At 72.7% G+C, this 25,153-nt stretch carries 22 protein-coding genes, 1 tRNA gene and 4 pseudogenes; 11 read left to right on the top strand and 16 right to left on the bottom strand.

Annotated elements, in window-relative coordinates; all coding sequences use genetic code 11:
* Nucleotides 1-56: 56 nt before the first annotated feature.
* Nucleotides 57-533, bottom strand: a complete 477-nt coding sequence (locus ACQ614_RS23025) for a response regulator (RefSeq protein ID WP_431680520.1) — start codon at nucleotides 531-533, stop codon at nucleotides 57-59.
* A gap of 154 nt (nucleotides 534-687) precedes the next feature.
* Here ACQ614_RS23025 and ACQ614_RS23020 point away from each other — a divergent pair.
* A tRNA-Arg gene (locus ACQ614_RS23020) sits at nucleotides 688-759 on the top strand.
* Nucleotides 760-852: 93 nt separating this feature from the next.
* Here ACQ614_RS23020 and ACQ614_RS23015 read toward each other — a convergent pair.
* The 5 genes and pseudogenes from ACQ614_RS23015 to ACQ614_RS22995 form a co-directional block, all read right to left on the bottom strand.
* On the bottom strand, nucleotides 853-1,527 hold the full coding sequence (locus ACQ614_RS23015) for a tyrosine-type recombinase/integrase (protein ID WP_431680518.1): 675 nt from the start codon (nucleotides 1,525-1,527) through the stop codon (nucleotides 853-855).
* A 70-nt stretch (nucleotides 1,528-1,597) separates the two neighbouring features.
* Nucleotides 1,598-2,056 (bottom strand): hypothetical protein, encoded by a 459-nt coding sequence (locus ACQ614_RS23010; RefSeq protein WP_431680516.1) that lies wholly within the window; start codon nucleotides 2,054-2,056, stop codon nucleotides 1,598-1,600.
* Nucleotides 2,056-2,274: a helix-turn-helix domain-containing protein gene (locus ACQ614_RS23005; protein ID WP_431680515.1), complete on the bottom strand. Its 219-nt coding sequence runs from the start codon at nucleotides 2,272-2,274 to the stop codon at nucleotides 2,056-2,058. The genes ACQ614_RS23010 and ACQ614_RS23005 overlap by 1 nt, the downstream gene beginning before the upstream one ends.
* Nucleotides 2,259-3,682 (bottom strand): annotated as a pseudogene (locus ACQ614_RS23000) (replication initiator). The gene ACQ614_RS23005 and the pseudogene ACQ614_RS23000 overlap by 16 nt, the downstream one beginning before the upstream one ends.
* The gene (locus tag ACQ614_RS22995; RefSeq protein WP_431680513.1) at nucleotides 3,679-3,864 is read right to left on the bottom strand and encodes a hypothetical protein; all 186 of its coding nucleotides are present in this window, start codon (nucleotides 3,862-3,864) and stop codon (nucleotides 3,679-3,681) included. Before ACQ614_RS22995 ends, ACQ614_RS23000 begins: the two are co-directional and overlap by 4 nt.
* Before the next feature lie 22 nt (nucleotides 3,865-3,886).
* Between ACQ614_RS22995 and ACQ614_RS22990 the strand changes: the two are divergent.
* Both ACQ614_RS22990 and ACQ614_RS22985 read left to right on the top strand, forming a co-directional pair.
* Nucleotides 3,887-4,558: pseudogene (locus ACQ614_RS22990) on the top strand (GntR family transcriptional regulator); the annotation flags it as partial.
* Nucleotides 4,559-5,273: 715 nt separating this feature from the next.
* Nucleotides 5,274-5,987, top strand: coding sequence for an SDR family NAD(P)-dependent oxidoreductase (locus ACQ614_RS22985; protein ID WP_095878400.1), 714 nt, complete (start codon nucleotides 5,274-5,276; stop codon nucleotides 5,985-5,987).
* 27 nt (nucleotides 5,988-6,014) lie between these two features.
* Here the strand turns inward: ACQ614_RS22985 and ACQ614_RS22980 are convergent.
* The 4 genes and pseudogenes from ACQ614_RS22980 to ACQ614_RS22965 form a co-directional block, all read right to left on the bottom strand.
* Nucleotides 6,015-6,388 (bottom strand): annotated as a pseudogene (locus ACQ614_RS22980) (helix-turn-helix domain-containing protein); the annotation flags it as partial.
* Nucleotides 6,389-6,727: 339 nt separating this feature from the next.
* Nucleotides 6,728-7,015 (bottom strand): hypothetical protein, encoded by a 288-nt coding sequence (locus ACQ614_RS22975; protein ID WP_431684133.1) that lies wholly within the window; start codon nucleotides 7,013-7,015, stop codon nucleotides 6,728-6,730.
* A gap of 1,257 nt (nucleotides 7,016-8,272) precedes the next feature.
* A pseudogene (locus ACQ614_RS22970) lies at nucleotides 8,273-9,133 on the bottom strand (low temperature requirement protein A); the annotation flags it as partial.
* Nucleotides 9,134-9,338: 205 nt separating this feature from the next.
* Nucleotides 9,339-10,130 carry a GntR family transcriptional regulator gene (locus tag ACQ614_RS22965; protein WP_431680510.1) on the bottom strand — a complete coding sequence of 264 codons (792 nt, stop codon included), beginning with the start codon at nucleotides 10,128-10,130 and terminating at the stop codon, nucleotides 9,339-9,341.
* Nucleotides 10,131-10,246: 116 nt separating this feature from the next.
* On the opposite strand from ACQ614_RS22965, the gene ACQ614_RS22960 reads away from it, so the two are divergent.
* Nucleotides 10,247-10,816, top strand: a complete 570-nt coding sequence (locus ACQ614_RS22960) for an ATP-binding protein (RefSeq protein ID WP_431680507.1) — start codon at nucleotides 10,247-10,249, stop codon at nucleotides 10,814-10,816.
* Here ACQ614_RS22960 and ACQ614_RS22955 read toward each other — a convergent pair.
* From ACQ614_RS22955 to ACQ614_RS22945, 3 genes are all read right to left on the bottom strand, one after another.
* Complete coding sequence (locus ACQ614_RS22955; RefSeq protein WP_431680505.1) at nucleotides 10,786-11,598, bottom strand: trypsin-like serine peptidase; 813 nt, start codon at nucleotides 11,596-11,598, stop codon at nucleotides 10,786-10,788. The two genes, ACQ614_RS22960 and ACQ614_RS22955, sit on opposite strands and share 31 nt — an antisense overlap.
* A 233-nt stretch (nucleotides 11,599-11,831) precedes the next feature.
* Complete coding sequence (locus tag ACQ614_RS22950) at nucleotides 11,832-13,268, bottom strand: MFS transporter (protein WP_431683998.1); 1,437 nt, start codon at nucleotides 13,266-13,268, stop codon at nucleotides 11,832-11,834.
* 315 nt (nucleotides 13,269-13,583) lie between these two features.
* Nucleotides 13,584-15,296, bottom strand: coding sequence for a DUF885 domain-containing protein (locus ACQ614_RS22945; RefSeq protein ID WP_431680503.1), 1,713 nt, complete (start codon nucleotides 15,294-15,296; stop codon nucleotides 13,584-13,586).
* 213 nt (nucleotides 15,297-15,509) lie between these two features.
* Between ACQ614_RS22945 and ACQ614_RS22940 the strand changes: the two genes are divergently transcribed.
* Nucleotides 15,510-16,313, top strand: coding sequence for a TetR/AcrR family transcriptional regulator (locus tag ACQ614_RS22940; protein WP_431680502.1), 804 nt, complete (start codon nucleotides 15,510-15,512; stop codon nucleotides 16,311-16,313).
* Between the two features lie 44 nt (nucleotides 16,314-16,357).
* On the opposite strand, the gene ACQ614_RS22935 is transcribed toward ACQ614_RS22940, so the two are convergent.
* The 3 genes from ACQ614_RS22935 to ACQ614_RS22925 form a co-directional block, all read right to left on the bottom strand.
* On the bottom strand, nucleotides 16,358-17,218 hold the full coding sequence (locus ACQ614_RS22935; RefSeq protein WP_431680499.1) for a fumarylacetoacetate hydrolase family protein: 861 nt from the start codon (nucleotides 17,216-17,218) through the stop codon (nucleotides 16,358-16,360).
* 195 nt (nucleotides 17,219-17,413) lie between these two features.
* Nucleotides 17,414-18,484 (bottom strand): DUF6745 domain-containing protein, encoded by a 1,071-nt coding sequence (locus ACQ614_RS22930; protein WP_431680497.1) that lies wholly within the window; start codon nucleotides 18,482-18,484, stop codon nucleotides 17,414-17,416.
* 32 nt (nucleotides 18,485-18,516) lie between these two features.
* Nucleotides 18,517-18,843 carry a hypothetical protein gene (locus ACQ614_RS22925; RefSeq protein ID WP_431680494.1) on the bottom strand — a complete coding sequence of 109 codons (327 nt, stop codon included), beginning with the start codon at nucleotides 18,841-18,843 and terminating at the stop codon, nucleotides 18,517-18,519.
* Nucleotides 18,844-19,002: 159 nt separating this feature from the next.
* Between ACQ614_RS22925 and ACQ614_RS22920 the strand changes: the two genes are divergently transcribed.
* The 6 genes from ACQ614_RS22920 to ACQ614_RS22895 are packed head-to-tail and all read left to right on the top strand — an operon-like array spanning nucleotide 19,003 to nucleotide 25,143.
* On the top strand, nucleotides 19,003-19,956 hold the full coding sequence (locus ACQ614_RS22920) for an STM4015 family protein (protein WP_431680492.1): 954 nt from the start codon (nucleotides 19,003-19,005) through the stop codon (nucleotides 19,954-19,956).
* A 50-nt stretch (nucleotides 19,957-20,006) separates the two neighbouring features.
* Nucleotides 20,007-20,933: an STM4015 family protein gene (locus ACQ614_RS22915; RefSeq protein WP_431680490.1), complete on the top strand. Its 927-nt coding sequence runs from the start codon at nucleotides 20,007-20,009 to the stop codon at nucleotides 20,931-20,933.
* 4 nt (nucleotides 20,934-20,937) lie between these two features.
* Nucleotides 20,938-22,062, top strand: coding sequence for an STM4014 family protein (locus ACQ614_RS22910; RefSeq protein WP_431680488.1), 1,125 nt, complete (start codon nucleotides 20,938-20,940; stop codon nucleotides 22,060-22,062).
* Between the two features lie 17 nt (nucleotides 22,063-22,079).
* Nucleotides 22,080-22,919, top strand: a complete 840-nt coding sequence (locus ACQ614_RS22905) for an STM4013/SEN3800 family hydrolase (protein ID WP_431683997.1) — start codon at nucleotides 22,080-22,082, stop codon at nucleotides 22,917-22,919.
* On the top strand, nucleotides 22,916-24,253 hold the full coding sequence (locus tag ACQ614_RS22900) for an STM4012 family radical SAM protein (protein WP_431680486.1): 1,338 nt from the start codon (nucleotides 22,916-22,918) through the stop codon (nucleotides 24,251-24,253). The genes ACQ614_RS22905 and ACQ614_RS22900 overlap by 4 nt, the downstream gene beginning before the upstream one ends.
* Nucleotides 24,254-24,297: 44 nt before the next feature.
* Nucleotides 24,298-25,143 carry an STM4011 family radical SAM protein gene (locus ACQ614_RS22895; protein WP_431683996.1) on the top strand — a complete coding sequence of 282 codons (846 nt, stop codon included), beginning with the start codon at nucleotides 24,298-24,300 and terminating at the stop codon, nucleotides 25,141-25,143.
* The last annotated feature ends 10 nt before the right edge of the window (nucleotides 25,144-25,153 follow it).

Below are 25,153 nucleotides of genomic sequence, written 5' to 3'. Positions count from 1 at the left end.
GGCCGTCCGCCACTCGGTTTACCCGTTGAGACGCGTTGCACCAGGGAGCGGGACGGTCAAGCCCGTTCTGTTCGCCCAGAGCGGAATACCACCGGGCGGTCGCCGCCCCCGAAGGCGAACCCGGGCGGGCGGCCCCCGCCCTCCTCCTCGGCGGGCGGGCCGGGCAGCATCAGCCGGCGCACCAGGGCCACCAGATCGGCGGGGTCGAAGGGCTTGGCGAGGTAGCCGTCCACCCCCACCGACTCCCCCCTGTCGAGGTCGGCCGGCGTGCAGGCGCTCACGATCGCGATCGGCAGGGCCCTGGTCTCCGGGGCGGCACGGAGCCGGGCCGCGGTGCGGAGGCCGTCGAGCCGCGGCATCACCACGTCCAGCGTCACCACGTCGGGGCGCACCCGGCGGACGACCTCCAGGCATTCGGCGCCGTCGGCGGCGGTGACCACCTCGAAGCCCTCGAGCTCCAGGTTCACTCTGATCAGCTGGCGGATCACCTCGCTGTCGTCCACCACGAGGACCCGCCCGGACGTTCCCGGCACATCACCGAGGGTAGCCGCGCGCCCACCCTCCCGTCCGGCCTTTGCCGAGTTCCGCCCTCCGGGCACGGCCGCGGCGGCTCCGAAACCCGTGCACGGATCGCCGTCCGGGCCTGGTAGTGTTCTCCACGTCGCAGCAAGTCGCGACGGCCGAAAGGCCCCCGTAGCTCAGGGGATAGAGCACCGCCCTCCGGAGGCGGGTGCGTAGGTTCGAATCCTACCGGGGGCACTTCTGTGTAAGTGCAACAAAGGCCCAGCCCAGCGGATCACTCCGCAAGGCCGGGCCTTCGTCGTTTCCGGGGCGGGATTCCGCCCGTGCCACTCACGTGCCAGATGCGTCCGGCTCTCTCGGCTCGGGAACCCGCCGGCGGCCCCTCCCCCGGGCCTTCTTGATCGCGGAGTCCATCCCGCGGGCGATCAGGAGGTCCCGCTCGCCCCGCATGTGCTGGTAGCGCAGGGCCGCGTCCATGGTCGAGTGCCCCATGCGGTGCATCAGCTCCCGGGTGCTCGCCCCGGTGTCGGCCGCCAGGTTGTTGCCGGTGTGCCGGAGGTCGTGGAAGCGGATGCTGTCCGCCTCGGTCTCGCCGAGGGCCCGGCTCCAGTCCACCTCGGAGTCGGCCAGCGCAGCTGTCCACACGCTGTGGAAATTGCTCCGCCGCAGCAGGCCGCCCCGAGGGCCGACGAAGACCCGCCCGGCAGCCCCGTCCTCTCCGAACCAGCGCAGGTGCTCCGCCAGCTCCGCCACGATCGAGGCATGAAAGGCCACCGGCCGCACGCCCGCGTCGCTCTTGGGCCGCTTGACCTTGAGCTGGCCGGTCTGGAGCTCGGCCTGAGCCCGCCGGACCCGGACGATGCCCTTGTCCAGGTCCACATCCCGCCGGCGGAGTGCGGCGAACTCCCCGAACCGGAGCGCGGAGAAGGCCGCCATCAGCACGAGTGCCCGGTAGCGCGGCTCGATCGAGTCGGCGATCGCGTAGACCTCTGCGATGGTGAGCACCGGCCGCTCGGCGGAGACCTCCTTGTCCGCGCCCTTGATCCGACACGGGTTCCGCTCGATCAGGCCGTCCTCATCTGCGGCCGTGTTCAGGATCGCCCGCAGTACCCGGGTACGACTTGGCGACGGTCGCGGCGCCCACCTCGGCTTCGAGCATCGCGGAGCGCCACGACCGGACACCGGCCGTCGTGATGGCTGCGACCGTCCCGGCCCCGAAGGTCGGCTTGATGTAGAGGCGGAGGACGCCCTCGTACCGCTCCAGGGTCCGATCGGCGAGACCCCGTTCCCGCAGCCAGGTGTCCGCGTAGTCGCCGAAGTTCACCTGCCCGGCGTCCGGGTCTTTCAGCTGGCAGCGCGCCATGTCGGCTTCGATCAGCGTCAGGGCCAGCTCGGCGTCCGTCTTCGTCGGGTAGGTCTGCTCGGCCGAGCGGAGCTGGCCGGTCACCAGGTGCCGATAGGGGGCCTGCCAGCGGCCGGAGGGGAGCCGGCGGACCGAGCCGAAGCGGCGGCGGTTGCCCTTCGTGTTCGCCATCAGGCCACCACCCGCAGGCGGCGCGGCCGGGGCACGGCCCGGACGGTGTTCGACTCGATGAAGTCGGCGAGGACGCTCTCCCTGATGCGGACGTGGCGTCCGACCTTCACGAAGGCGATCCGGCGTTCGGCGATCAGGCGGCGCGGGAAGCGCTCCTTGCTGGTCTCCCAGGTGCCGAGCAGCTTGGCAACCTCCTCCACGGTCAGCAGGCGGTCCATGTGCTGTCTTCCTCCTCATTGGCGAGTTGGGTCATGAGTTCCTGGCGGTCGGTGGTGCGGCGTGCGTGCAGCTCGCGGGCGACGGCGGCGGCGAGCATGGACTCCCCGGGCGAGTTGCCCGCCCCGGCGAAGCTCCAGTGCGCGAGGACGAGGGTCTCGGCATCGGCCAGGTCGTCGAGGTCGGGTAGGCCGGCGGCCAGGAGCCGTTCGCGCAGGGCGGTGCGGGCCTCGGTGGCGCGGTAGTCGGCGCGGACCTGGCGAAGCGCGCCGAGGTGGTCGAGTAGGTCGGGCTCTCGCTGGAGAAGTGGCCGCGGAAGCCGAGCATGTGCGACCAGTGCGCGAGCAGGCGTTCCGGGTAGAGCGGATCGAAGTCCCAGCACGCTTCGATCAGGCGGCGGGTGTGCTCGGGCAGGTCGTGCCGGTCGAGTTCGTGGCGCTCCACGATGCGGCGGTCCACGGTCTGGGTGGCCTCCGCCGACTTGGTGGCGTACTTGGCGACATAGGAGGCGACGGCCTGTTCGGAGATCTCGCCGGAGCCGAAGGCGCCGATCGGCCGGACGTCGACCTGCTGGCCCCACTGGAGAAGGCGGCTCCGGAGGTGGCCGGAGGCGGCGAGCGGGACGCAGGCCCGGCGGGCGGCGGCGCGGATGGCGGCGTCCAGGAGCGCCACGGTGGCCCAGTCCGGGGGCGGGGATCCTGGTCCGGTGGGCCCGTCGATGCGGATGACGGCGTGGAAGTGGACGGCGCCGCGGCGCTGGTACACGGCAACCTTGCCGAAGGACAGCTTGGCCTGTTCCTTGAACTCGTACTGGTAGAGGCCGGCCATCTTGGCCATGGTCCGGAACAGGTAGATGGTGAAGCGGCGCCACAGGTCGGGGGCGTGGTTGTTCCATAGCACGGCGTGCGCGTAGTCGTAGCGGTCCGCATCCAGCGGGGTACCGAGGACGGGTGAGCCCTCGGGGTGGGCAATCCCGCACCGGCAGGTGCCCCGCTCGGGCCGGTTGTGGACCGGGCCGAAGCCGGGGGCGGTGAGGGTGGCGAACACCCGCGGGTGAGAGCGGACCGCGACCGGCACGCCCTTGGTGTCGTCTCCGGCGAGGCCGGCCCGGATCAGGTGGAAGGTGTCGGCGGAGTAGGTGCGGGCGCAGGACGGGCAGCGGGAGGCCCGCCGGTTCCCGCACGCGACCTTGAGGCGGTGGCCGGGCTCGTGCTGCGTCGAGTACCGGTGCCACACCGCGCCGGTCGGGGCGTGCGTGAGGGTGCGGAAGCCCTGCAGGTGGATCGGGTTCGCGCAGCCGCCGGTGCGGCGGATCTGGTCCTGGAGCTTGGGCAGGTCCCCGCGGGCGGTGAGGCGGGCCAGGTCCGCGACCGCGAGCCGGTACGCCTCGGCGGTGGGCCGGTGGGTCACCACGCGGTCCCCGTCCCGCGGCAGGGGTGGCAGTCGGGGCCGGGGGTCGGTTCGGCGTCCTGGTGGCAGAGCCAGGTGAAGCCCCAACCGAAGCACTCCGGGCAGCGGCCCGTCTCGGTGGCCGAGGGCTCGGCCAGCACCAGGACAACCGTGTGGTCAGCGGTGACGGTCTTGGTGGTCATGCGGCCACCGCCAGCACTCCGGCCCGGCGATCGGCTGCCGGGCGAGAACGACCTGATGGAGACCTACGGCGTGGCCCGCATGACGGCCCGCCAGGCACTCGGCGTTCTGCAGAGCGAGGGCATCGCCGAGGCCCGCAAGGGTGCCGGCGTCTTCGTCCGGGACTTCAAGCCCCTCCGCCGACGCGGCATCCAACGCCTGGCCCAGGAGCAGTGGGGGTCGGGCCGCTCGATCTGGTCCGCCGACATCGAGAACCGCACACTGGTGGTCGACCAGGTCGCCGTCACCGAGGAGGGCGCGCCCGAACACGTGGCCCCGGTCCTCGGGGTCGAGCCCGGCGAGGCCACCTGCGTCCGCAGCCGCCGCTTCGTGCTGGACGGCAAGCCGGTCCTGCTCTCCACCTCGTACCTGCCCGCGCAGTTGGTCTCCGGGACGCGCATCACCGAGGAGGACACCGGCCCCGGTGGAACGTACGCCTGGCTGGCCGAGATCGGCGCCAAGCCGGTGCACTTCCGCGAGGAGATTCGCTCCCGGATGCCCACCGCGGACGAGACAGCGAGGCTCGGACTCGGCGCCGGCACCCCGGTCATCCTGGTCTGCCGCACGGCATTCGCCGAGGAGGGCCAGGCGGTCGAGGTCAACGAGATGACCCTCGACGCGGCCTCATACGTGCTGGAGTATGACTTCGACGCGTAACCGTCCGCCCCAGCCCCGACGAGCAGTCAGCGGGAAGGGGTGGGGAGTTGTTACGAGTTTCGCTACTTCATCAAGGCGCGCACAGCGTGCCAGCGCGCGGCCCTGGCCGCTCGCCGACGCTCCTGTCTTCGCCCCGCTCCGGCGGCGCCCCGGCCGCGCCGACGGCTGACGGCAGAAGAGGGCAAAGCCCAGAACCCCGCCGGGGCTGGGGGAGACGCTGTGGAACGCAAGCCCAAGATCGATGACTGGGCAGCAGGTGCGCACCTTCGCGGCTTGGCAATGATCGAGATCCGGGCGATGGCACGCCGCAGCAACCGTTGGCTACGTGGCCAGACGACGACTTCGTTGCATGTATCGCGTGGCTGGCTGACCTGTGCCACAACATGCCGACAGGCCATTCCCAGAGGCGTCGCTGGTGGCATCGGCGGGACAAGCGGCGGCCCATGGACTGGACCTGGAAGACTGCGGGACCGGCAGGCCGTGAGTGGATCCTGACATCGCTGGAGAAGGACGGAATGGACTGGACCCCGCCTTCAGCGGGCTAGGCCCTGTCTTTCACCTGGAGGAAGCCGGTTCCGGCAGATGGCCGGTGAGCGGTTGCCCGCCCGGCACCCGCCTGCCTACTTTCGATTCATCAACCGGCGGCCAGAGCAGAGGTCGAGAGATCCCACCCGCCGCCGAGCCGAGTGCTTGGCTACACTCCGGAAGGTTTGAAATGAGCATTCAGGGACGGAAGGTCGCCGTCATCACTGGCGCCTCGCAGGGCATCGGCGCCGGCCTCGTCGCGGCCTACGCCAAGCTCGACTACGCCGTCGTCGCCACCTCGCGGTCGATCGCCCCGACCGAAGACGCCGGTATCCTGACCGTACCCGGCGACATCGCCGACCCGGCCACCGCCGAGCGCGTCATCTCCGCCGGCATCGAACGGTTCGGCCGGATCGACACCCTCGTCAACAACGCGGGCATCTTCATCCCCAAGCCCTTCACCGACTACACGGCCGAGGACTACGCGGCCATGACCGGCGTGAACCTGTACGGGTTCTTCCGGATCACCCAACTGGCCGTCGGCCAGATGCTCGGTCAGGGCGGCGGCCACATCGTCAACCTCACCACCAGCCTGGTCGACAACGCCGACACCAGGGTCCCTTCCGTGCTCCTCTCACTCACCAAGGGCGGTCTGCAGTCCGCGACCAAATCCCTCGCCATCGAGTACGCCACCCGCGGCATCCGGGTGAACGCCGTCTCCCCCGGCACCACCCGCACCCCGATGCACGCCGGGGAGCCCGAGGACTTCCTGGCCGGCCTGCAGCCCACAGGCCGACTCGGCGAGGTCAGCGACATCGTCGACGCGGTCGTCTACCTGGAGAACGCGCCGTTCGTGACCGGCGCGATCCTCCACGTCGACGGCGGCATGAGCGCTGGCCACTGAACCCGGCCACCCGACAGCGCACCGTCAGCGGCTGGACGCCCCCACGCTGCGGTCGCGCACCGGGATCAGGGTGCCGTCCACGATCCACAGCCGCTCCACACCCGGCTGCGGCCGCGGCGCGGGCTCCAGAGCCGGCAGCGGACCGAGGCGCTGGACCACCCGGCACACCGTCGCTGTCGAGATCCCGAACAGCGGCGCAAGCTGCCGCATGGTGAGGTTGGTCCAGTAATAGACCGCCACCAGCAGCACCCGATCGGCCAGTGGCAGGCACCATGGCCGGCCCCCGCCCGGACCGTTGCCCCGCGTTCCCGCACCACCCGCACCAGGCCCTCGAACTGTCGCACCCGCAGCCCCGTGAACGTCTCCACCCACAACGGCTCAACCCGCAGCACCCCGCCCATCCACGAGAGATGCCCGCCCACAGGCTTCTGGAACAAGCTTTAGCGACCGGGGCCGTCTACGGTGTGATCGCCAAGAACCTGGGCGCATAGTCGCCCATGCCACAGGCGTGCCAGATCGAGCGGTACGCCACGGTCAGCCGGGGTAATCAGCGGTCTGGTTCGCTGGTCGCGGCCGAGGCTGCGACTGCGCAGGTCACGCAGGGTGAGCACCTCCCGCCCTCCGGAGGCGGGTGCGTAGGTTCGAATCCTACCGGGGGCACTTCACAGCAAGTGCAGCAAAGGCCCAGCCCAGCGGATCACACCGCCAGGCCGGGCCTTCGTCGTTTCCGGGGCGGGCCGTCAGGCCGGTTCGCCGGCCGCGGGGCCGGCAGGGGTGCGCCGTCCTCTCCGCGGTGCCACGGACTCCAGGACCAGGCCCGCGGGGGCCATGGCCGAGCCCGTGAAGAACAGCGGGTCGCCGTGCCGGGCGACGCCGCTCCCGATGAGCAGGTAGAGGCCGAGGAGCGCGGCCGCGGCCGCGGCCTCGAGCCACCGGCGTCTGCGCAGCCCGACCGCCGCCTGCGCGGCCCCGAGCAGCAGCAGGAGGGTCGTCACACCCATCCACATGGCGCGGCGGTACGCCGCCACGGGTCGCGGCTCCGGCGGGCGGGGCGGACGCCTGCGGTGCCGGGTCAGGCCGGGCGGGGGTGACGGGTGCGGTGCTTGACGAGGAGGGTGAGGGCGAAGACCTCGGCGGCACCGCAGAGGACCGCGGCCCAGGCGGGGAGCAGCAGGACGGCGGGGACGAGCAGGACCGCGGTGAGTGTGTGTGTGTGTGTGTGTGTGTGTGTGTGTGTGTGTGTGTGTGTGTGTGTGTGTGTGTGTGTGTGTGTGTGTGTGTGTGTGTGTGTGTGTGTGTGTGTGTGTGTGTGTGTGTGTGTGTGTGTGTGTGTGTGTGTGTGTGTGTGTGTGTGTGTGTGTGTGTGTGTGTGTGTGTGTGTGTGTGTGTGTGTGTGTGTGTGTGTGTGTGTGTGTGTGTGTGTGTGTGTGTGTGTGTGTGTGTGTGTGTGTGTGTGTGTGTGTGTGTGTGTGTGTGTGTGTGTGTGTGTGTGTGTGTGTGTGTGTGTGTGTGTGTGTGTGTGTGTGTGTGTGTGTGTGTGTGTGTGTGTGTGTGTGTGTGTGTGTGTGTGTGTGTGTGTGTGTGTGTGTGTGTGTGTGTGTGTGTGTGTGTGTGTGTGTGTGTGTGTGTGTGTGTGTGTGTGTGTGTGTGTGTGTGTGTGTGTGTGTGTGTGTGTGTGTGTGTGTGTGTGTGTGTGTGTGTGTGTGTGTGTGTGTGTGTGTGTGTGTGTGTGTGTGTGTGTGTGTGTGTGTGTGTGTGTGTGTGTGTGTGTGTGTGTGTGTGTGTGTGTGTGTGTGTGTGTGTGTGTGTGTGTGTGTGTGTGTGTGTGTGTGTGTGTGTGTGTGTGTGTGTGTGTGTGTGTGTGTGTGTGTGTGTGTGTGTGTGTGTGTGTGTGTGTGTGTGTGTGTGTGTGTGTGTGTGTGTGTGTGTGTGTGTGTGTGTGTGTGTGTGTGTGTGTGTGTGTGTGTGTGTGTGTGTGTGTGTGTGTGTGTGTGTGTGTGTGTGTGTGTGTGTGTGTGTGTGTGTGTGTGTGTGTGTGTGTGTGTGTGTGTGTGTGTGTGTGTGTGTGTGTGTGTGTGTGTGTGTGTGTGTGTGTGTGTGTGTGTGTGTGTGTGTGTGTGTGTGTGTGTGTGTGTGTGTGTGTGTGTGTGTGTGTGTGTGTGTGTGTGTGTGTGTGTGTGTGTGTGTGTGTGTGTGTGTGTGTGCAGCAGGCAGGGGACGTACCAGGCGAGGACGGACCGGGCGGGGTCGCCGTAGCGCAGGGAGATGGCGGCGTTGGTGGTGTAGAAGCCGAGGATGCCGGCGCACAGTGCCCAGTCCGCGCCGGACGGGAGGTGGTGGGTCGGTTCGGCGACGGCGGTGCCGAGGGCGGCGGCGAGCAGGGTGATCGCGGCGACCAGGAAGTAGGGCAGGTACATCACGGTGTCGCGGATGACGCGGGTGGCCTCGCCGGCCTGGGCCCGGGCGAGGCCGCGGGCCGCCGCGGTGGTGCCCCAGACGAAGAACACCGCAGCCAGTTCGGTCACCAGCAGGAAGGCGGCGAGTGCGGCCGCGCCGGAGGCGGCGGTGAGGTGGTCGGCGAAGGTCGAGACGACGGTGAAGACGGACTCGCCGAGCACGATCACCACGAACAGCGTGATCCGCTCGACCAGGTGCTCGACCGACACCCGGGCGTAGAGCTCGGCGCCGTACTCGCTGCGGACCGCGAGCAGCACCACCTCCAGGGCGACGGCGACGCCCCACAGGACGAACCGCCCGCCGCCCGGGACGGCGGCGGACACCGCCCACAGGACGGCCGGGACGAGGCAGTAGAGGACGGGGCGCCACAGCGGCAGCGCGGTCTCCCGCCGCAGTGCGGGCCGCACCCAGACCAGGAAGCAGACGACCTGCACCCAGGCCGCGCCCAGGGCGTACAGCCAGGCGTGGTCGCCGAGGCCCTCGGGGGCCGCCGCGGCCATCAGGCCGAGTCCGGGCATGGCGGCGACGAGCATCGGCTGGCTGAGGGCCCGGTCGATGTCGCCGCCGGAGATGTTCACGGTGGCGACCAGGTTGGCCCAGGACCACCAGGCCGGGAAGAACAGCACCAGGAACGTGCCGAACTCGGCGCCGCCCGGGTCGCCGTGCAGGCCGCGGGCGAGGATGGCCACGGTCACGACGAAGACCAGGTCGAAGAAGAGCTCGAACCAGTCCGCCCGGCGCTCCTCGGGTGCTGCGGCGGTCGGCCCGCTGTCGGCGGCGGTCACGGTGTGCGGCACCTCCGTTGTCCGGGTGCCGGGAGTGTACGGGGCAAACGGCGCGCAACTGCGGGAATGCGCCCCCGGCGCGCGCGGAAGGCCGACGAATGCCTCCGGTTCAGCGGATGCCGTCACCCTCCGGGGTGATCTCCGCGGGCACTCCGAGCTCGTAGACCAGCCGGCTCCGCTCGGCGGCGAGCACGATGTCGGCGGTCTCGACGGGTCGCCGGCCGGCCCAGTGGGTGCGCTCGATGGAGAGCACGGTGGAGCCCAGCGCCACGCCCAGCGGGCCGGACTCGACCTCCAGCACCGGGCGCGCGGTGACGTCCTCGGTGACCCGGGTGACGGTGACGCCGATCCGGGCCATCCGCTCGACCACGCCCAGGCCGGCCAGCGGGCCGAACTCCGGCAGGACGGCCACCGTGCCCTCGGTCAGCGCCAGCGGCTCCCAGCTGGTGGAGAGCTCCGCGGGCCGGTCGCCGGCCGGGAAGACGTACTGGGTCTGCATCAGCGGATCGCCCTCCGCGACCCGCAGCCGCAGCGCGAGTGCGCTGGTCGCCCAGGTCTTCTGGGAGTCGTGCGTCCAGCGCGGGGCGGCGCCCGTGGCCCGGCTCCCGGCGGCGAACGGGCTGCCCGCGGCGTCGTACCGCCCGCGGGGGATCCGGGCCGGGGCGGGGCGCAGGCGGACGTACGTGCCGGAGCCGGGGCGGCCCTCGGTGAGGCCCTCGGCGTTGAGCACCCGCAGGGCCTGCCGGACGGGCTGCTCGGAGAGCCGGTGCTCCCGGCACAGGTCGGCGATGCTCGGCATCCGCGCGCCGGGCGGATGCTCGCCGGAGGAGATCCGCGAGCGCAGCACGTCGGCCAGTCGCAGATAGGCCGGTCGCCCCAACTCGCCCACGTCAACCCCCATCTCACGGTTTCTCGGATCAGCTTGACAACGCCGTACCCGAGCTTTCAAGCTCGCATTCCAGCCTGACTGTCAGTAGTCACACGGCTGCGGAGAGATTGTCGGAGGGGTGCAACAGCATGAAGTGGATCGCCCGGTTCCCCGGTGTGCCGGAGTCCGTCAAAGCCGCCCGGCGGATGACCCGCGAGGCGCTCGAACCGCTGTCGCAGGCGGAGGACGCGGTGCTGATCGTCTCCGAGCTGGTGACGAATGCGGTGATGCACAGCCGTTCCGGTGCGGGCGGCTCGCTCTGGGTGGAAATCTGGCTGCGGCGCGGCGCCGTCCGCGTCGCGGTCACCGACGAGGGCAGCGCGGACGGCGGCCCGGCCCACCGGCCGCCCGCCGACAGCGGCGACTTCGGCCGGGGTCTGAAGATCGTGAACGCGCTGGCCGAGCACTGGGGCGCCACCAGCGAGGCCGGCGGGCGCCGCACCGTCTGGGCGGAGCTCTCCCCCGCCCGGGAGGACGGCGCGCCCGCCGTCCGGCAGGAGCCCCGCCGCTCCCCCGCCGCGGCTCCCGCCGCCGGGGACGGCCCGCCCGTCCGCCGGACCGTGCAGGCGGCCGTTCCCCCGCCCGCCGCCCGGCGCTGCCGGCTCTGCGGCGGGCCGCTGCCGCCGCGTCAGGGGGCTGCGGCGATCGCCTGCCGGTAGAGGGCCGTCATGGTGTGGTCGAAGTAGGCGCTGTAGGAGATGTCCTCGGTGTCGCCGCCCTCCTGGTAGCCGCCGATGACACCGATGACCTCACCCGTACGAGTGCTGATCCAGGGGCCGCCGCTGGTGCCGCCGGGGTAACCGGGGCAGTCGATGCGGCGCTGGGTGGCGGACTGCCGGGTGACGGTGTCGGTGCACAGCAGCGGGGACTCGGTGCGGGCGGGGTAGCCGTAGAGGCGGACCTTCGAGGTGAACACGTCGTCGAGGCCGAGGGCGTTGCCGCCGACGACGTCCTCGACGTCCCGGCCCCCGCCGGGGGCGACCCGGAGGATGGCGTAGTCGGCGTCCGGGTCGCGGTCCTTCGTCCAGGCGTCGGGGGCGAAGACCGCGGTCACCTGCCAGACCCCGTACGGGGCGGCGCCGTCGCGGTAGCCGGGGACGAAGCTCAGCCCGTCCGGGCCGGCGACGCAGTGGGCGGCGGTGAGGACGAGGTCGCGGGTGGGGCTCCGCAGCACGCTGGCGGAGCAGAAGTGGTGGCCGGGGCCGGTCTCGCCGCCGAACAGGGCGCCGACCCGGGCGGCGGCCCGGTCGGCGGGCGCGGTCCCGGTGGTGCCGGGGGCCCGGCCCGAGTCGGCGACCGCGGCGGTGAGCGCGGAGGCCGCGCCGGACACCCCGAGGACGTGCGACGCGGCCAGGACGCCCACCGCGGCCAGGGCCAGCGCCGGGGTGACCAGCAGCGGGCCGGGCCGGTGCCGGCGGCGGGGCGTGCGGGGGCGGATCATCGGCGAATCCTCCTGGCCGGGGGCGGTCGGCTCCACTCTCGACCGCCGGGCTGTGAGCCAGGTGATCCAGAGGTGGGAACCCCGTGAGAATCCGTACACGATCCCGCCCCGGTCAAGGGCGCGTCCAAGACCGGGGCGGCGTGTCGCCGGGAGTGTGCGCCGTCAATTCGGGTGGTCCCTCCCCACGGGTCGTTCGCGTCCCGGTGCGGGCCGGTCGTGCCTCAGTGGCTCGCTCAGTGCGGATCGGTCGCCGGACGGGCGGTCGCCGAGGCCCCGGCGGGCTCCTGGACGTGCCCCTCGGCCTCGCCGGGGGCGGGGCGGTGGTTGATCATCAGGAAGGCGATGACCGCGGCGAGCAGCAGGATGCCCATCGCGACGACGGTGGCGACCGTGTAGCCGTGCACCGCACCCTCTTTGAGGACCGCCGGGTCGGCTGCGTTGCGGGTGACCAGCCAGGTGGCCGTGGCGCTCGCGGCGATGGTGTTGAGCAGTGCGACGCCGACCGAACCGCCGACCTGCTGGGCACTGTTGATGATGGCGGAGGCCGCGCCGGTCTCCTTCGGGGAGACGCCGAGGGTGGCCAGGCTCATCGAGGGCATGAAGACCAGGCCCATGCCGAGGCCGAGCAGGAGCTCGGCGGGCAGCACCATGGTCGCGTACGGGCTGTCCACGTCCATCTGGGTCAGCCAGGCCATGCCGCCCGCGCCGAGCAGCAGGCCGGGGACGACCAGGTTCCTGGACGGGACCCTCGTCATCAGGTTGGCCGCGATGCCGGTCGCGCTGAGCACGATCGCACCGGTCATCGGGAGGAAGGACACCCCGGCCATGACCGGCGAGTACCCCTTGACCACCTGCATGTAGTAGGTGAGGAACAGGAACAGGCCGAACATGCCGACCATCGCCATGCCGACCGAGATCGCGCCGCCGCCGCGGTTGCGGTCGCGAACGAGGTGCAGCGGCAGCAGCGGGTGGTCGGTGCGGCGCTCGAAGAGCACGAACACGCCGAGCAGGGCGACGCCGCCGAACAGGCAGGTCAGCACCAGCCAGTCGCCCCAGCCGCGGCTGACGGCCTCGGAGGTGCCGTACACGATGGCGAGCAGGCCGCCGCAGCCGAGGAAGGCGCCCGGCAGGTCGAGCTTGACGCGGTGGTGCTTGGCGATGTGGTCGTGCTTGAGGACGTAGAACGCACCGAGGGCCGCACCCACCGCGATCGGGATGTTGACGAACAGGCACCAGCGCCAGTTGAGGTACTCGGTGAGCAGACCGCCCATGATCAGGCCGATCGCGGCGCCGCCGCCGGCGAGGGCGCCGAAGATGCCGAACGCGGTCGCGCGTTCCTTCGCGTCGGTGAAGGTGTTCGACAGCAGGGACAGCGCCGAGGGGGCGAGGACGGCACCGAAGGCGCCCTGGAGGGCGCGGGCGCCGAAGAGCATCCACGGCTCGGTGGCGAATCCGCCGATGGCGGAGGCGAGGGCGAAGCCGAGCAGGCCGACGGTGAAGGTGCGCTTGCGGCCGAAGAGGTCGCCGATCCGGCCGCCGAGCAGGAGCAGGCCGCCGAAGGCCAGGGTGTAGGCGGTGATGACCCACTGCCTGTTGGCGTCGGATATGCCCAGGTCCTCCTGGGCGGAGGGCAGGGCGATGTTCACGATGGTCGCGTCGAGGACGATCATCAGCTGGGCGATGGCGATGACTGCCAGGGCCCACCAGCGACGGGGGTCGACCGCCTGCTCGTCCTGTGCGTGCTGGAGGGACACCGTGGGCCGCCTTCCGGAGGGGATGTGGGAAGGGCGCACGCAGCGCTCCTCCCAAGGGAAACTCCGGCGACCGGCGAGGGGCAAGGTTATTTGTCAGTAAATGTCTGAATTAGGACCAAAGTCCTAAACCTCCGACCGTCCTCCGGCGGAGGTCCCCGGCCGCACCTGCCCGCCGCACCGGGACGGACCGGTGCGGCGGGCAGGCGGCGAACCTTCGATGTGCAGAGGGCCTCAGAGCGCGGAGAGCTCCGCGACCAGGTCGTCCAGGCCGAGCGAGCCCTGGGAGAGGGCCGCCATGTGCCAGGCCTTGAGGTCGAACTCCCCGCCGGCGGACTCCGCGGCGGCCCGGGCGGCGGCCCGGCCGGTCAGCCAGGCGCGCTCGCCGAGCTTGTAGCCGATGGCCTGGCCCGGCATGCCGAGGTAGCGGACGAGCTCGCTGTCCAGGAACTCCGAGGACAGGCCGCAGTACCGGCCGAAGAACTCCCGGGCGTCGTCCGGCAGCATCGCCTCGCCCGGCTTGAACGGCGAGTCCGCCGGGAAGTCCAGGCCCGCGTGCATGCCGATGTCGACGATGACCCGCAGCACGCGCATCATCTGCGCGTTGAGGTAGCCGAGCCGGTGGCCGGGGTCGGTGAGGTAGCCGAGCTCGTCCATCAGGCGCTCGGCGTACAGCGCCCAGCCCTCCACGTTGGCGCTGACGCTGCCGAGGGTGACCTGGTAGGTGGAGAGGCGGTCGGCGAGGTACGTCCACTGGGCGAGCTGCAGGTGGTGGCCGGGAACGCCCTCGTGGTACCAGGTCGAGACGAGGTCCCAGACCGGGAAGGACTCCCGGCCGAGGGTCGGCAGCCAGGTGCGGCCGGGGCGGGAGAAGTCGAGCGAGGGCTGGGTGTAGTAGGGCGCGGCGGCACTGCCGACGGGCGCGAGTTTGGACTCGACGCGCAGCAGCGGCTCGGCCAGGTCGAAGTGGGTGCCCTGCAGGTCGTTGATGGCCTGGTCCATCAGGCCCTGGAGGTACTCGCGGGCGTTCTCCTCGCCCTCGATCGCCGGGCCGTCCGTCTCCAGCCAGTGCATGGCCTCCATCGGGGTCGCGCCCGGCAGCACCTTCTGGGCCTCGGTGCGCATCTGGGCGTCCAGGTCGTGGAACTGCTCCCAGGCCCAGGCGTAGGCCTCGTCGAGGTCGAGGGAAGCGCCCGTCCAGTAGCGGACGAAGCGGGTGTAGCGCTCGCGGCCGACGGTGTCCGGGGCGTCGGCGACCGCCGGGCCGTACACGTCGCGGAGCCAGTCGCGCAGGGCGGCCAGCGCGTCGGAGGCGGCGACCGCGGTGACGGTCAGGCCCTCGCGCAGCGGCTCCGGGGCGTCCTGGACGAAGCTGCCGAACCAGCCGCCGGGGGTGTCGCCCTCCAGCCACTCGCCGATCTGGCCGACCACGGTGGTGACCTGGCGGGGGCCGGAGAGCAGACCGCGCTCGATGCCCTCGGCGAGGGTCGCGCGGTACTGGTCGAGGGCGGCGGGCACCCGGGCGAGGCGGCGGCCGATCAGCTCCCAGTGCTGCTCGGTCTCGGTGGGCATGATGGTGAACACCTCGCGCACGTTGTGCACCGGCGAGCCGAGGTTGCGGACCGCGCGGTACTCCTCGCCCGTGTCGTGCAGCACGAGTTCGGCGGTGAGCCGCTCGCGGAGCAGCCGGGCGCAGCGGCGCTCGGCCTCGTCGTCCGCGGCACCGGCGGCCTCCGCGGCGTCCAGTTCGGCGAGGGTGGTGCGGGCGAGCTCCGCGAGGGCGGCATGACCGGCTGGCGAGAGGTCGGTGATGCGGTCGTCCTCCGGATTGAGGCCGAGGTACACCGCGGTCAGCGGGTCGAGGTCGGCGAGGGCGTGGACGTAGGCGTCGGCGATACGGCGCGGGGTGGGGCCGTCGGCGTCGGGGGTGATCGGTTCTTGGACCATTCGGCCATCCTGTCGTAGCGTCCGGCGATTTCAAGACCCTTTCGGTACGGGCTCGCACGATTGACGGACGGTCCACCGGGCGGGACGTGGGCACGGCGGCGTACTGCGTCACCGGCCGTGTGCGGACCCGTGCCCAGGGTGTGCGGCGGCCGCGCCCGGCACGTCGTGATCAACCCTGGCCGAGGCTGAACTGCGCGTTCTAGGCTGACGCTCATGGCAGCCAGATCAGCGACGTCTCCGACCGGCCCCGCGGATGCCCCGGACGCGACGGCCCCGGACTCCGGTGCGGCGGGCACGGACCGGCCGCGCCGTGCCGGGTACCGCCGACTGTCGGTGGAACAGCGCCGGGAGCAGCTGATCGAGGTGGCGCTGGAGCTGTTCAGCTCGCGTCCGCCGGAGGAGGTCGGGCTGGACGACGTGGCGCAGGCGGCCGGCGCCTCCCGCCCGCTGGTCTACCGCTACTTCGCGGGCGGCAAGCAGCAGTTGTACGAGGCGGCGCTGCGCAGTGCGGCCGAGGAGCTGAGCAGCCGGTTCACGGTGAACGGCACGGGGACGCCGACCGAGCAGCTGGCCGGGGTGCTGGACGGCTACTTCTCCTTCGTGGCCGAACACGCGGCGGGGTACGGCGCTCTGCTGCGCGGCGGTTCGGTGGTGGAGACGGCGCGGACGTCGGCGATCGTCGACGAGGTGCGGCGGGTCGCGCTGAAGCGGACGCTGCGGCACCTGGGTGTGCGGACGGCCGGGCCGCGGCTGACGCTGCTGGTCCGCTCGTGGATCTCGGTGGTCGAGGCGTCGGCCCTGAGCTGGTTGGACGAGGGGCGGCAGATCCCGCCGGAGTCGCTGCGGGACTGGCTGGTGGACGAGTTCGTGGCGATGAGTGCCGCGGCGGCGGTGCACGACCGGCAGGCCGCCCGGATGCTGGCCGGCCTGCTGGCCCTGGAACGCCCGGACGGGCCCGCCGCAGCACTCGTGACCCGTCTGCGGACCCTGCTCCCGGAGGAACTCGGTACCGCCTAGGGGCTCTGGGGGCACCTGAGTGGCTGCCCCCGAGCGCCCTGCGCCTATGCGGCGCCGAGGAGTTGGCGCTGGCGGCCGAGGCCCTGGACTTCCAGTTCGACGATGTCGCCGGGCCGGAGGAAGGGTGTGCCGGGGTGGCCGAGGGTGACGCCGGCGGGGGTGCCGGTGACGACGACGTCGCCGGGGTCCAGCACCATGAAGCGGCTGAGGTAGCGGAGCGTCTCCAGCACCGGGAAGATCATGTCGGCGGTGCTGCCGTCCTGCCGGAGCCCGCCGTTGACCCACAGCCGGAGCGACAGCTGCTGCGGGTCGGCGACCTCGTCCGGGGTGACCAGCCAGGGCCCGAGCGGGGTGAAGGTCTCGGCGGACTTGCCCTTGTCCCACTGGCCGCCGCGCTCCAGCTGGAAGGCCCGCTCGGTGACGTCGTTGGCGGCGGCGTAGCCGGCGACGACGGCGGCGGCCTCGGCGTCGCTCTCCAGGTAGCGGGCGGTGCGGCCGATCACCACGGCGAGTTCGGCCTCGTAGTCGGTCTTCTCGGAGCCGCGCGGCACCAGCACCCGGTCGTCGGGGCCGACGACGGTGTTGCCCGGTTTGAGGAACACCACCGGTTCGGCCGGGATCGCGGCGCCGGCCTCGGCCGCGTGGTCGCGGTAGTTGAGGCCGATGCCGACGACCTTGCCCGGGCGGGCCACCGGCGGGCCGATCCGGACGCCGTCGAGGTCGAGGCGGGGCAGGGCGCCGGCGGCGGCCTCGGCGGCCAGTGCGGCGGCGGCCTCGCGGTCGAGTCCGGCGAGGAAGGCGCCGTCGATGTCGCGGGTGCGACCGGAGAGGTCGTACGCGGCGCCGTCGGGGCCGAGGAGCGCGGGGCGCTCGGCGCCCGCGGGGCCGACACGGAGGAGCTTCACTGGCCGTCACCACCTGGTTCGTCGCATGTCGGCGGAGCTGACACTTTGCTCCACCCTGTGCATCCGAGGTATATCAACGCCTCTGACCTGCGAACCAGTGAGTGACCTTCGGCGAATTCCTATCAATTCGCACAAGCGCCGGGTGCCTGGAATCAGGTGGCCGTACGGTTGACAGCCTGCTCCCCGACCGCCCCGTCAGGTCTCCCGCTGCGGCCGGTACTCCTCCTCGGTCACGCCGAAGGTCCAGGCGACGCCGGCCCGGGCGGTGCGGGTGGACGGGGGGACGCGCAGCCAGTAGGTGCGGAAGCTGCCGTCCGGCTCGGCGGTGGAGTTGACCACCTCGACCATCACCACCGGCTCGTCGTCGGGCAGCACGATCCGCCACAGCACACCGGTCTCGTCACGGTGCAGCGGCTCGGCGCCGGACTCGGCGAGGTAGCGGTCGTAGCCGTAGTGCTCGAGCATGACGCGGCGCAGCTCGGCGTTCTCCTCGTCGCGGATGCGCTCGGGGGTGAGGCCGCCGAGGCCGCCGAGGAAGTCGGCGGGCACCGGCATGCCGCGCCAGGCGTGCAGTTCGAAGCCGTCCGCGAAGGCGAGGGCGGGGCCGTCGGCGCGGTCGAGCCGGCCGGCCTCGTCGCGGTGCAGCACGGTGGGCCGTTCGGCGACCAGCGCGACCTGCTCGTACGGCCACCACCAGCCGGTCTGGCCGGCCACGGCGGCCAGCGGAGCGAGCGTGTCCAGCTCGCCTGCCGCGTCGAAGGCGGCCAGCCAGGGGGCGTCCTGCTGGCCGAGGACGGCGTCGAGCAGGGCGAGCCGGACGTCCGAGCGGGCGGCGCGGGCCGCGTCGCGCACCGCGGTGTCGGCGTCCGGGTCGGCCTCGGGCGCCAGTGCGTCCAGGACGGCGCCGCGGACCCGCCCGGCGAGGGCCTGGGTCTGCGTCCACAGCTCGCCGCCGGTGAGCGCCCACAGCTCGGCCCAGCCGGGGGCGCCGAGCCGCCCGTGCACCCGGGCCCGGGCCTGCTCCCACGGGGCGGTGCGCACCGCCTCGCGGACGCTCTGCGCGCCCTCGGCCCGCAGGGCGAGGGCCGCCCGGGCGGCCGCGAGCGGCGAGTCGTACCAGAGCACCCGGTCGGGCTCGGGCAGGCCGGCGGCGCGGTAGGCGGCGCGCACCGCCTGCCCGGCCGCGGCCCGGTCGGCGGGGCCGGTGGCGGCCGCGGCGGAGCGCCAGCGGGCGGTGGCCGCCTCAGGCTGCAGGGTCTGCGTCATCGTGGTCCCTCTCCCTCTTGTCCCGGCGCTGTTCAGTCGGCGACGACGCGGACGGCGCCCGGCACGTACTCGCGCTGCCGCACCACCCGGTACCAGCCCTTGGGCAGCGGGATCGCGGCATGCTCCTCGTGCACCACGCGGCCGCCCTCGGGCAGGTGCAGCCAGGCGGTGCCGAACGGGCCCGCCTCGCGCCGCAGCGTGCCGGGCCCGACCACCGCGTGGGCGTGGCCGGTGACCTCGCCCAGCGCCAGCACCATCCGGCCGCGGGCGTCCCGCGGCAACGTCGGCAGGTCGGCCACCACCCGCGGCACCGCGGCCTCCGCGACCGGCACGATCAGCACATCACCCTGGCGGTACACGCGGTCCTCCCCCGGCTCCGGGCCGGCGGGGTGCCGGCCTCGACGAGGGGAAAGCTAGGGCCCGGGTCTGACAGCGCGTCGGCGGGCGGCCCCTCGCACCCGGGTGTCGGAGCGGCCTGGTAGACAGAACCCGGCCGACCGATCCCCCAGGAGCAGCGCATGGCGATCAGCAAGCACATCGAGCGGTTCGGCGGGCTGCCCGTCGTCGACTTCCTCGCCGCGGTGGAGGACGGCCGCGAGCTGCCCGACGCCCCCGACGCCGCCTGGAAGGTCGGCCTGGAGTACGACTCCGCGCAGACCTTCGCCGAGGCCTGGGAGCAGTTCCTCGGCGCCGTCGACGCCTCGCGGGTGACCACGGTCGTCATCGGCAGTTGGTCGCAGGAGGAGCCGGAGCTGCTCACCGGCCCGCTCGCGGCCGTGACCGACGCGGCCGGGCAGCTTCCCGCCCTGCGTTCCCTCTTCGTCGGTGACATCACCTTCGAGGAGTGCGAGATCTCCTGGCTGCAGATGTGCGACATCACCCCGGTGTTCGAGGCCTTCCCGCGGCTGGAGGAGCTGGTCGTGCGCGGTGCCGGCGAGGACTGGGACGGCAACGGCGGGCTGGCGCTCACCCCGCTGCGGCACGAGCACCTGCGGCGGCTGCGCCTGGAGGCCGGCGGCCTGCCCGGCAGTGTCGTCCGGGCGGTCGCCGCCTGCGACTTCCCCGCCCTGGAGAGCCTGGAGCTGTGGCTGGGCGTCGCCACCTACGGCGGCGACGCGACGCTGGACGACCTCGCGCCGTTCCTGGCCGGCAACCGACTGCCCGCGCTGCGCGCCCTCGGCCTGCAGAACAGCGAGCAGCAGGACGCGATCGCCGCGGCCGTCGCACAGGCCCCGGTCGTCGCCCGCCTGGACCGCCTCGCGCTGTCCATGGGCGCCTTCACCGACGCGGGCGCCGCCGCCCTGCTGGACGGCCAGCCGCTCACCCACCTGACCACCCTCGACCTTCACCACCACTACCTCACCGAGGGCATGCAGCAGCGGCTGCGCGAGGCGCTGCCCGGCGTCACGATCGACCTCTCCGACGCCCAGAAGTGGGACGACAACTGGCGCTACGTCGCCGTCTCCGAATAGCCGCGCCCACGCGGACGGCGACCGAACCGACACAGCGACAGGAGCCCATGATGAGCACGACCTTCCACGGCCTGCCCGTGCACGACCTGCTGCCCGCGCTCGACCGCGGCGAGGAGCTGCCCGCCGCCGGTGCGGCCGCCTGGCGGATCAGCCTCGGCTACCGGTACGGCGGCAAGACGGAGTTCGCGGAGGCCTGGCAGCGCTTCCTCGACGCGGTCGACACCACGCAGGTGCGCGCCCTGGTCGTCGGCGCCTGGTGGGCAGGCGACTACGACGGGCTGGCCGGCCCGCTCGCCCTGATCGTCGACAGCGCCGACCGGCTGCCCGCCCTGGAGGCGCTCTTCCTCGGCGACGTCAACTACGAGGAGTGCGAGATCTCCTGGCTGCAGATGTGCGACATCACCCCGGTGTTCGAGACCTTCCCGCGGCTGACCGACGTCACCGTGCGCGGCGGCTCCGGCCTGCGCCTGCAGCCCGTCCGGCACGACCGGCTGCGTTCGCTGTGCTTCGAGACCGGCGGTCTGCCCGGCCGGGTGGTGCGGGCCCTCGGCGAGTGCGACTTCCCCCAGCTGGCCGAGCTCGACCTGTGGCTCGGCGTCGACGAGTACGGCGGCGACCACACCCTGGAGGACCTGGCGCCGCTGCTGGCCGGCACCCGGCTGCCCGCGCTGCGCACCCTCGGCCTGCAGAACAGCGAGTACCAGGACGACATCGCCGCGGCCGTCGCACAGGCCCCGGTGGTCGCGCGGCTCGACCACCTGGCCCTCGGCATGGGCGTGCTGACCGACGAGGGCGCCGCCGCCCTGCTGGAGGGCCAGCCGCTCACCCACCTGACCACCCTCGACCTGGAGCACCACTACATCTCCGAGGGCATGCAGCAGCGGCTGACCGAGGCCCTCGCCGGGGTGGCCGTCGACCTGTCCGACGCACAGGACGAGGAGGACGAGGAGGACCGCTACGTCGCGGTCTCCGAGTAAGCCCATGACCGTCCGGCTCACCGTCCTCGGCAACCCCGGCCACCGCCGCGTCTCGCTCTTCGCCGCCGCCGCGCGCGCCGCGGGCCTGCCCGAACCCGCCGTCCTGCCCTGGCTTGACGTGCTGCACGGCAGGTACGAACTGCCGCCCGGCACCCTGCTGCGGATCGACTCGCCCGGCGAGGACGACGCGGTGGACGCGCACCTGCGCGGCGCCGCCCTCGGTGCCGGGTACGCGCCGACCCGGGTGGAGGGCGGCGCCGCCTGGTACGCCGGGGTGTGCGCCGCGCTGCGCGGCCTGGCCGGGCGGCCCGGGGTGCGTCTGCTCGGCGACCCCGAGGAGATCGCGGTGATGTTCGACAAGCGCCGGACGCACCGGCTGCTGGCCGCGGCCGGCGTGCCGGTGCCGCCCGCCCTCGGCGGGCCGCCGCCGGGCGGCTGGGCGGAGCTGAAGGAGCGGCTGGCCGCCGCCGGGATGCGCCGGGTCTTCCTGAAGCCGGTGCACGGGTCCTCCGCCTCCGGCGTGGTCGCGCTGGAGTTCGGTCCGCGCGGGCAGGTGCAGGCGACCTCCTCCGCCGAGCTCGCGCCGGAGGGCCTGCACAACTCCCTCGCGGTGCGCCGCTACCGCACCGAGGCGCAGGCCGCCGAGCTGGTGGACCGCCTCGCCCCGGACGGCCTGCACGTCGAGCAGTGGGTGCCGAAGGCCTCCCAGGACGGCCGCGCGGCCGACCTGCGGGTGGTCGTGGTCGCCGGCCGGGCCACCCACGCCGTGGTACGGACCAGCACCCGGCCGATGACCAACCTTCACCTCGGCGGCGCCCGCGGCGACCTGGCGCTCGCCCGCGAGGCGGCGGGCCCGGCCTGGCCGCGGATGCTGGAGGCCGCCGAGCGCGCCGCCGCCTGCTTCCCGAACTCCCCCGCGGTCGGCGTGGACGTGCTGCCGACCGCCGGCTGGCGGCAGGCCGCGGTCGGCGAGGTCAACGCCTTCGGCGACCTGCTGCCCGGCCTCACCGGCCTGCCCGGCGGCCCCGCCGATGGCCTGGACACCTACGGCGCCCAGATCGCCGCCCTGCTGCACGACGGGCACCACCAGGAGCCCGCTCGCACCACCCGGACGGAACCCACCCGATGAACCACCAGATCCCCGACATGAGGGCGGTGATCGGCAGCCACGACCTGCTGCTGGTCACCCTGGACACGCTGCGCCTGGACGTCGCGCAGGAGCTGGCCGCGGCCGGCCGCATCCCGCACCTGGCCGCGCACCTGCCCGGCGGGCGGTGGGAGGAGCGGCACACCCCCGGCAGCTTCACCTACGCGGCGCACCAGGCGATCCTGGCCGGGTTCCTGCCCACCCCGGCGAGCCCGGACGGCCCGCACCCGCGGCTGTTCGCGGCCCGTTTCGCCGGCTCGGAGACGACCGAGCCGCGCACCTGGGTCTTCGACACCCCGGACCTGCCCTCGGCGCTGGCCGCGGCCGGGTACCGGACGGTCTGCATCGGCGGGGTCGGCTTCTTCAACAAGCAGGGCCCGCTGGGCTCGGTGCTGCCGGGGATGTTCCAGGAGTCGCACTGGGAGCCGGAGATGGGCGTGCCCTCGCCCACCTCCTTCGAGGCGCAGGTCACCCGGGCCGAGCAGGTCTGCGCCGAACAGCACGCCGGGCAGCCGCTGTTCCTCTTCGTCAACGTCTCCGCACTGCACCAGCCGAACTGGTTCCACCTGCCCGGGGCGACCCGCGGGCACGGCGACAGCCGGGAGAGCCACGCCGCCGCCCTGGAGTACGTGGACGCGCACATCGGCCGGCTGTTCGCGGCGATGAGCCGGCGCCGCCCGTGCTTCGCGATCGTCTGCTCCGACCACGGCACCTGCTACGGCGAGGACGGCTACACCGGTCACCGGCTCGGCCACCCGGTGGTCTGGACGGTCCCGTACGCGCACTTCGTGCTGCCCGCCGCACCGACCGCCGCAGCCGGAGCGGAGGCCGGACGGTGACCGCGGTGACCACCACGGCGGCGGCCGGGTCGCCGTACCGGGCGTACGTCTACGCCTACCCGCACAAGACCGCCTACCGGCCGCTGCCCGGGCGGCCGCTGCTGCGCGAGCTGTGGGCGGGCGAGCCGCAGCACGCGCTCTCGCTCTACCTGCACGTGCCGTTCTGCGAGGTGCGCTGCGGGTTCTGCAACCTGTTCACCCGGATCGGCAGCCCCGAGGGGCTGACCACCGCCTACCTGGACGCGCTGGAGCGGCAGGCCGCCGCCGTCCGCGGCGCGCTGGACGACGGCGCCCGGTTCGCGCTGGCGGCCTTCGGCGGCGGCACCCCCACCTACCTCACCGCCGCCGAGCTGACCCGGCTCTGCGACATCGCCGAGCGGACCATGGGCGCCGACCTGCGGGCGATACCCCTGTCGGTGGAGGCCTCCCCCGACACGGCGACCGCCGACCGGCTGGCCGTGCTCGCCGAGCGCGGCACCACCCGGCTCAGCCTCGGCGTGCAGTCCTTCCTCGACGAGGAGGCCCGCTCGGCCGTCCGCCCGCAGAAGCGGGCCTCGGTGGAGGCCGCGCTCGGCCGGGTCCGGGCGGCGGGCATCCCGGTGCTCAACATCGACCTCATCTACGGCATCGACGGCCAGACCCGGGCCAGTTGGCTGGCCTCGCTGGATGCCGCGCTCGCCTGGCGGCCGGAGGAGCTCTACCTCTACCCGCTGTACGTCCGGCCGCTGACCGGCCTCGGCCGGCGCGCCCAGGACGGGCCCTCCCCGGAGTGGGACGCACAGCGGCTGGTCCTCTACCGCGCCGGCCGCGACCACCTGCTGGCCTCCGGGTACGAGCAGGTGTCGATGCGGATGTTCCGCCGGATCGGCGCGGCCACCGCGAGCGCGGGCGAGTACGCCTGCCAGACGGACGGCATGGTCGGGCTCGGCTGCGGCGCCCGCTCGTACACCTCGGGCCTGCACTACTCCTTCGACTACGCGGTGGACGCCCGCGAGGTGCGCGGCATCATCGACGACTACGTCGCCACGGAGGACTTCACCCGCGCCGAGGTCGGCCGGGCGATGGACGGCGAGGAGCCGCGCCGCCGCCACCTGCTGCAGTCGCTGCTGCAGGCCGAGGGCCTCGGGCTGGACGACTACGAGCGGCGTTTCGGCTCGCTCCCGGCCGAGGACTTCGCCGCCGAACTCGCCGTCTTCGAGGCCCGCGGCTGGCTGGCCGAGGCGCCCGGGCGGCTGGTGCTCTCCCCCGAGGGCCTGGCCCACTCGGACGCGGTGGGACCGATGCTGTTCTCGCCCGCGGTGCAGGCCGCGATGGACGCGTACGAGGCGAAGTGACCACCGACCTGGGGCTGCCGGGCCGCCGCCCGGCCGAGACGCCGATGGAGCTCACCCTGCTCTACCGGGGGCCGCTGGCCTCCTGCGACTACGACTGCCCGTACTGCCCGTTCGCCAAGCGGCGCGACAGTCCGGAGCAGCTGCGGGCGGACCGCGCCGCGCTGGAGCGGTTCACCGCCTGGGCGGCCGGGCAGACCGGCGACACCCTCTCGCTGCTGTTCACGCCGTGGGGCGAGGGCCTGGTGCGCTCCTGGTACCGGCAGGCGCTGGTCGAGCTCTCCCGGCTGCCGCACGTGCGCCGGGTGGCGATCCAGACCAACCTCAGCTGCCGCACCGGCTGGCTGGCCGAGGCCGACCTCGACACCCTGGCCCTGTGGATCACCTACCACCCCGGGCAGGTCGACCGCGGGCGCTTCACGGCGAAGATCCGCGAGCTGGCGGCGCTCGGCGTGCGGCACAGCATCGGCATCGTCGGCGAGCCCGAACACCTCGACGCAGCACGGGAGTTGCGCACCGAACTGCCCGCCTCCACATACCTCTGGGTGAACGCTGCGGACGGCCGCAGCTACACCGACGCGGAGGCCGCCGCCTGGGCGGCCGTCGACCCTCTGTTCGGCTGGAGCCGCGAACCGCACCCGAGCGGCGGCCGCCCCTGCCGGACGGGCGAGTCGGTGGTCTCGGTGGACGGCGACGGCACGGTGCGCCGCTGCCACTTCGTCCGACCGCCGCTCGGCAACCTCTACGACGGCTCCTACCGGGCCCAGTTGCTGCCCCGCCCCTGCCCGCTGCCGGTCTGCGACTGCCACATCGGCTACGTCCACCTGGAGAGCCTGCCGCTGTACGACGTGTTCGCGGGCGGCATCCTGGAGCGCATCCCGCACGGCCACTGACCGCAGCCGC

Origin of the sequence: Kitasatospora dryopteridis, assembly GCF_050749075.1 — a bacterium.
GTDB lineage: Bacteria > Actinomycetota > Actinomycetes > Streptomycetales > Streptomycetaceae > Kitasatospora.
The sequence above is the reverse complement of the archived record's forward strand: the minus strand, read 5'-3'. Positions and strand labels throughout refer to the sequence as shown.

Excerpts from the sequence above, each read along its gene's own strand:
- ACQ614_RS22915 (WP_431680490.1), top strand. The coding sequence starts at position 20,007 with ATGAGCACGACCTTCCACGGCCTGCCCGTGCACGACCTGCTGCCCGCG.
- ACQ614_RS22955 (WP_431680505.1), bottom strand. The coding sequence starts at position 11,598 with ATGATCCGCCCCCGCACGCCCCGCCGCCGGCACCGGCCCGGCCCGCTG.
- ACQ614_RS22895 (WP_431683996.1), top strand. The coding sequence starts at position 24,298 with ATGGAGCTCACCCTGCTCTACCGGGGGCCGCTGGCCTCCTGCGACTAC.
- ACQ614_RS22960 (WP_431680507.1), top strand. The coding sequence starts at position 10,247 with ATGAAGTGGATCGCCCGGTTCCCCGGTGTGCCGGAGTCCGTCAAAGCC.
- ACQ614_RS22910 (WP_431680488.1), top strand. The coding sequence starts at position 20,938 with ATGACCGTCCGGCTCACCGTCCTCGGCAACCCCGGCCACCGCCGCGTC.
- ACQ614_RS22985 (WP_095878400.1), top strand. The coding sequence starts at position 5,274 with ATGAGCATTCAGGGACGGAAGGTCGCCGTCATCACTGGCGCCTCGCAG.
- ACQ614_RS22965 (WP_431680510.1), bottom strand. The coding sequence starts at position 10,130 with ATGGGGGTTGACGTGGGCGAGTTGGGGCGACCGGCCTATCTGCGACTG.
- ACQ614_RS22905 (WP_431683997.1), top strand. The coding sequence starts at position 22,080 with ATGAGGGCGGTGATCGGCAGCCACGACCTGCTGCTGGTCACCCTGGAC.
- ACQ614_RS22950 (WP_431683998.1), bottom strand. The coding sequence starts at position 13,268 with ATGATCGTCCTCGACGCGACCATCGTGAACATCGCCCTGCCCTCCGCC.
- ACQ614_RS22920 (WP_431680492.1), top strand. The coding sequence starts at position 19,003 with ATGGCGATCAGCAAGCACATCGAGCGGTTCGGCGGGCTGCCCGTCGTC.
- ACQ614_RS22930 (WP_431680497.1), bottom strand. The coding sequence starts at position 18,484 with ATGACGCAGACCCTGCAGCCTGAGGCGGCCACCGCCCGCTGGCGCTCC.
- ACQ614_RS23005 (WP_431680515.1), bottom strand. The coding sequence starts at position 2,274 with ATGGACCGCCTGCTGACCGTGGAGGAGGTTGCCAAGCTGCTCGGCACC.
- ACQ614_RS22945 (WP_431680503.1), bottom strand. The coding sequence starts at position 15,296 with ATGGTCCAAGAACCGATCACCCCCGACGCCGACGGCCCCACCCCGCGC.
- ACQ614_RS23010 (WP_431680516.1), bottom strand. The coding sequence starts at position 2,056 with ATGGCGAACACGAAGGGCAACCGCCGCCGCTTCGGCTCGGTCCGCCGG.
- ACQ614_RS22940 (WP_431680502.1), top strand. The coding sequence starts at position 15,510 with ATGGCAGCCAGATCAGCGACGTCTCCGACCGGCCCCGCGGATGCCCCG.
- ACQ614_RS22995 (WP_431680513.1), bottom strand. The coding sequence starts at position 3,864 with ATGACCACCAAGACCGTCACCGCTGACCACACGGTTGTCCTGGTGCTG.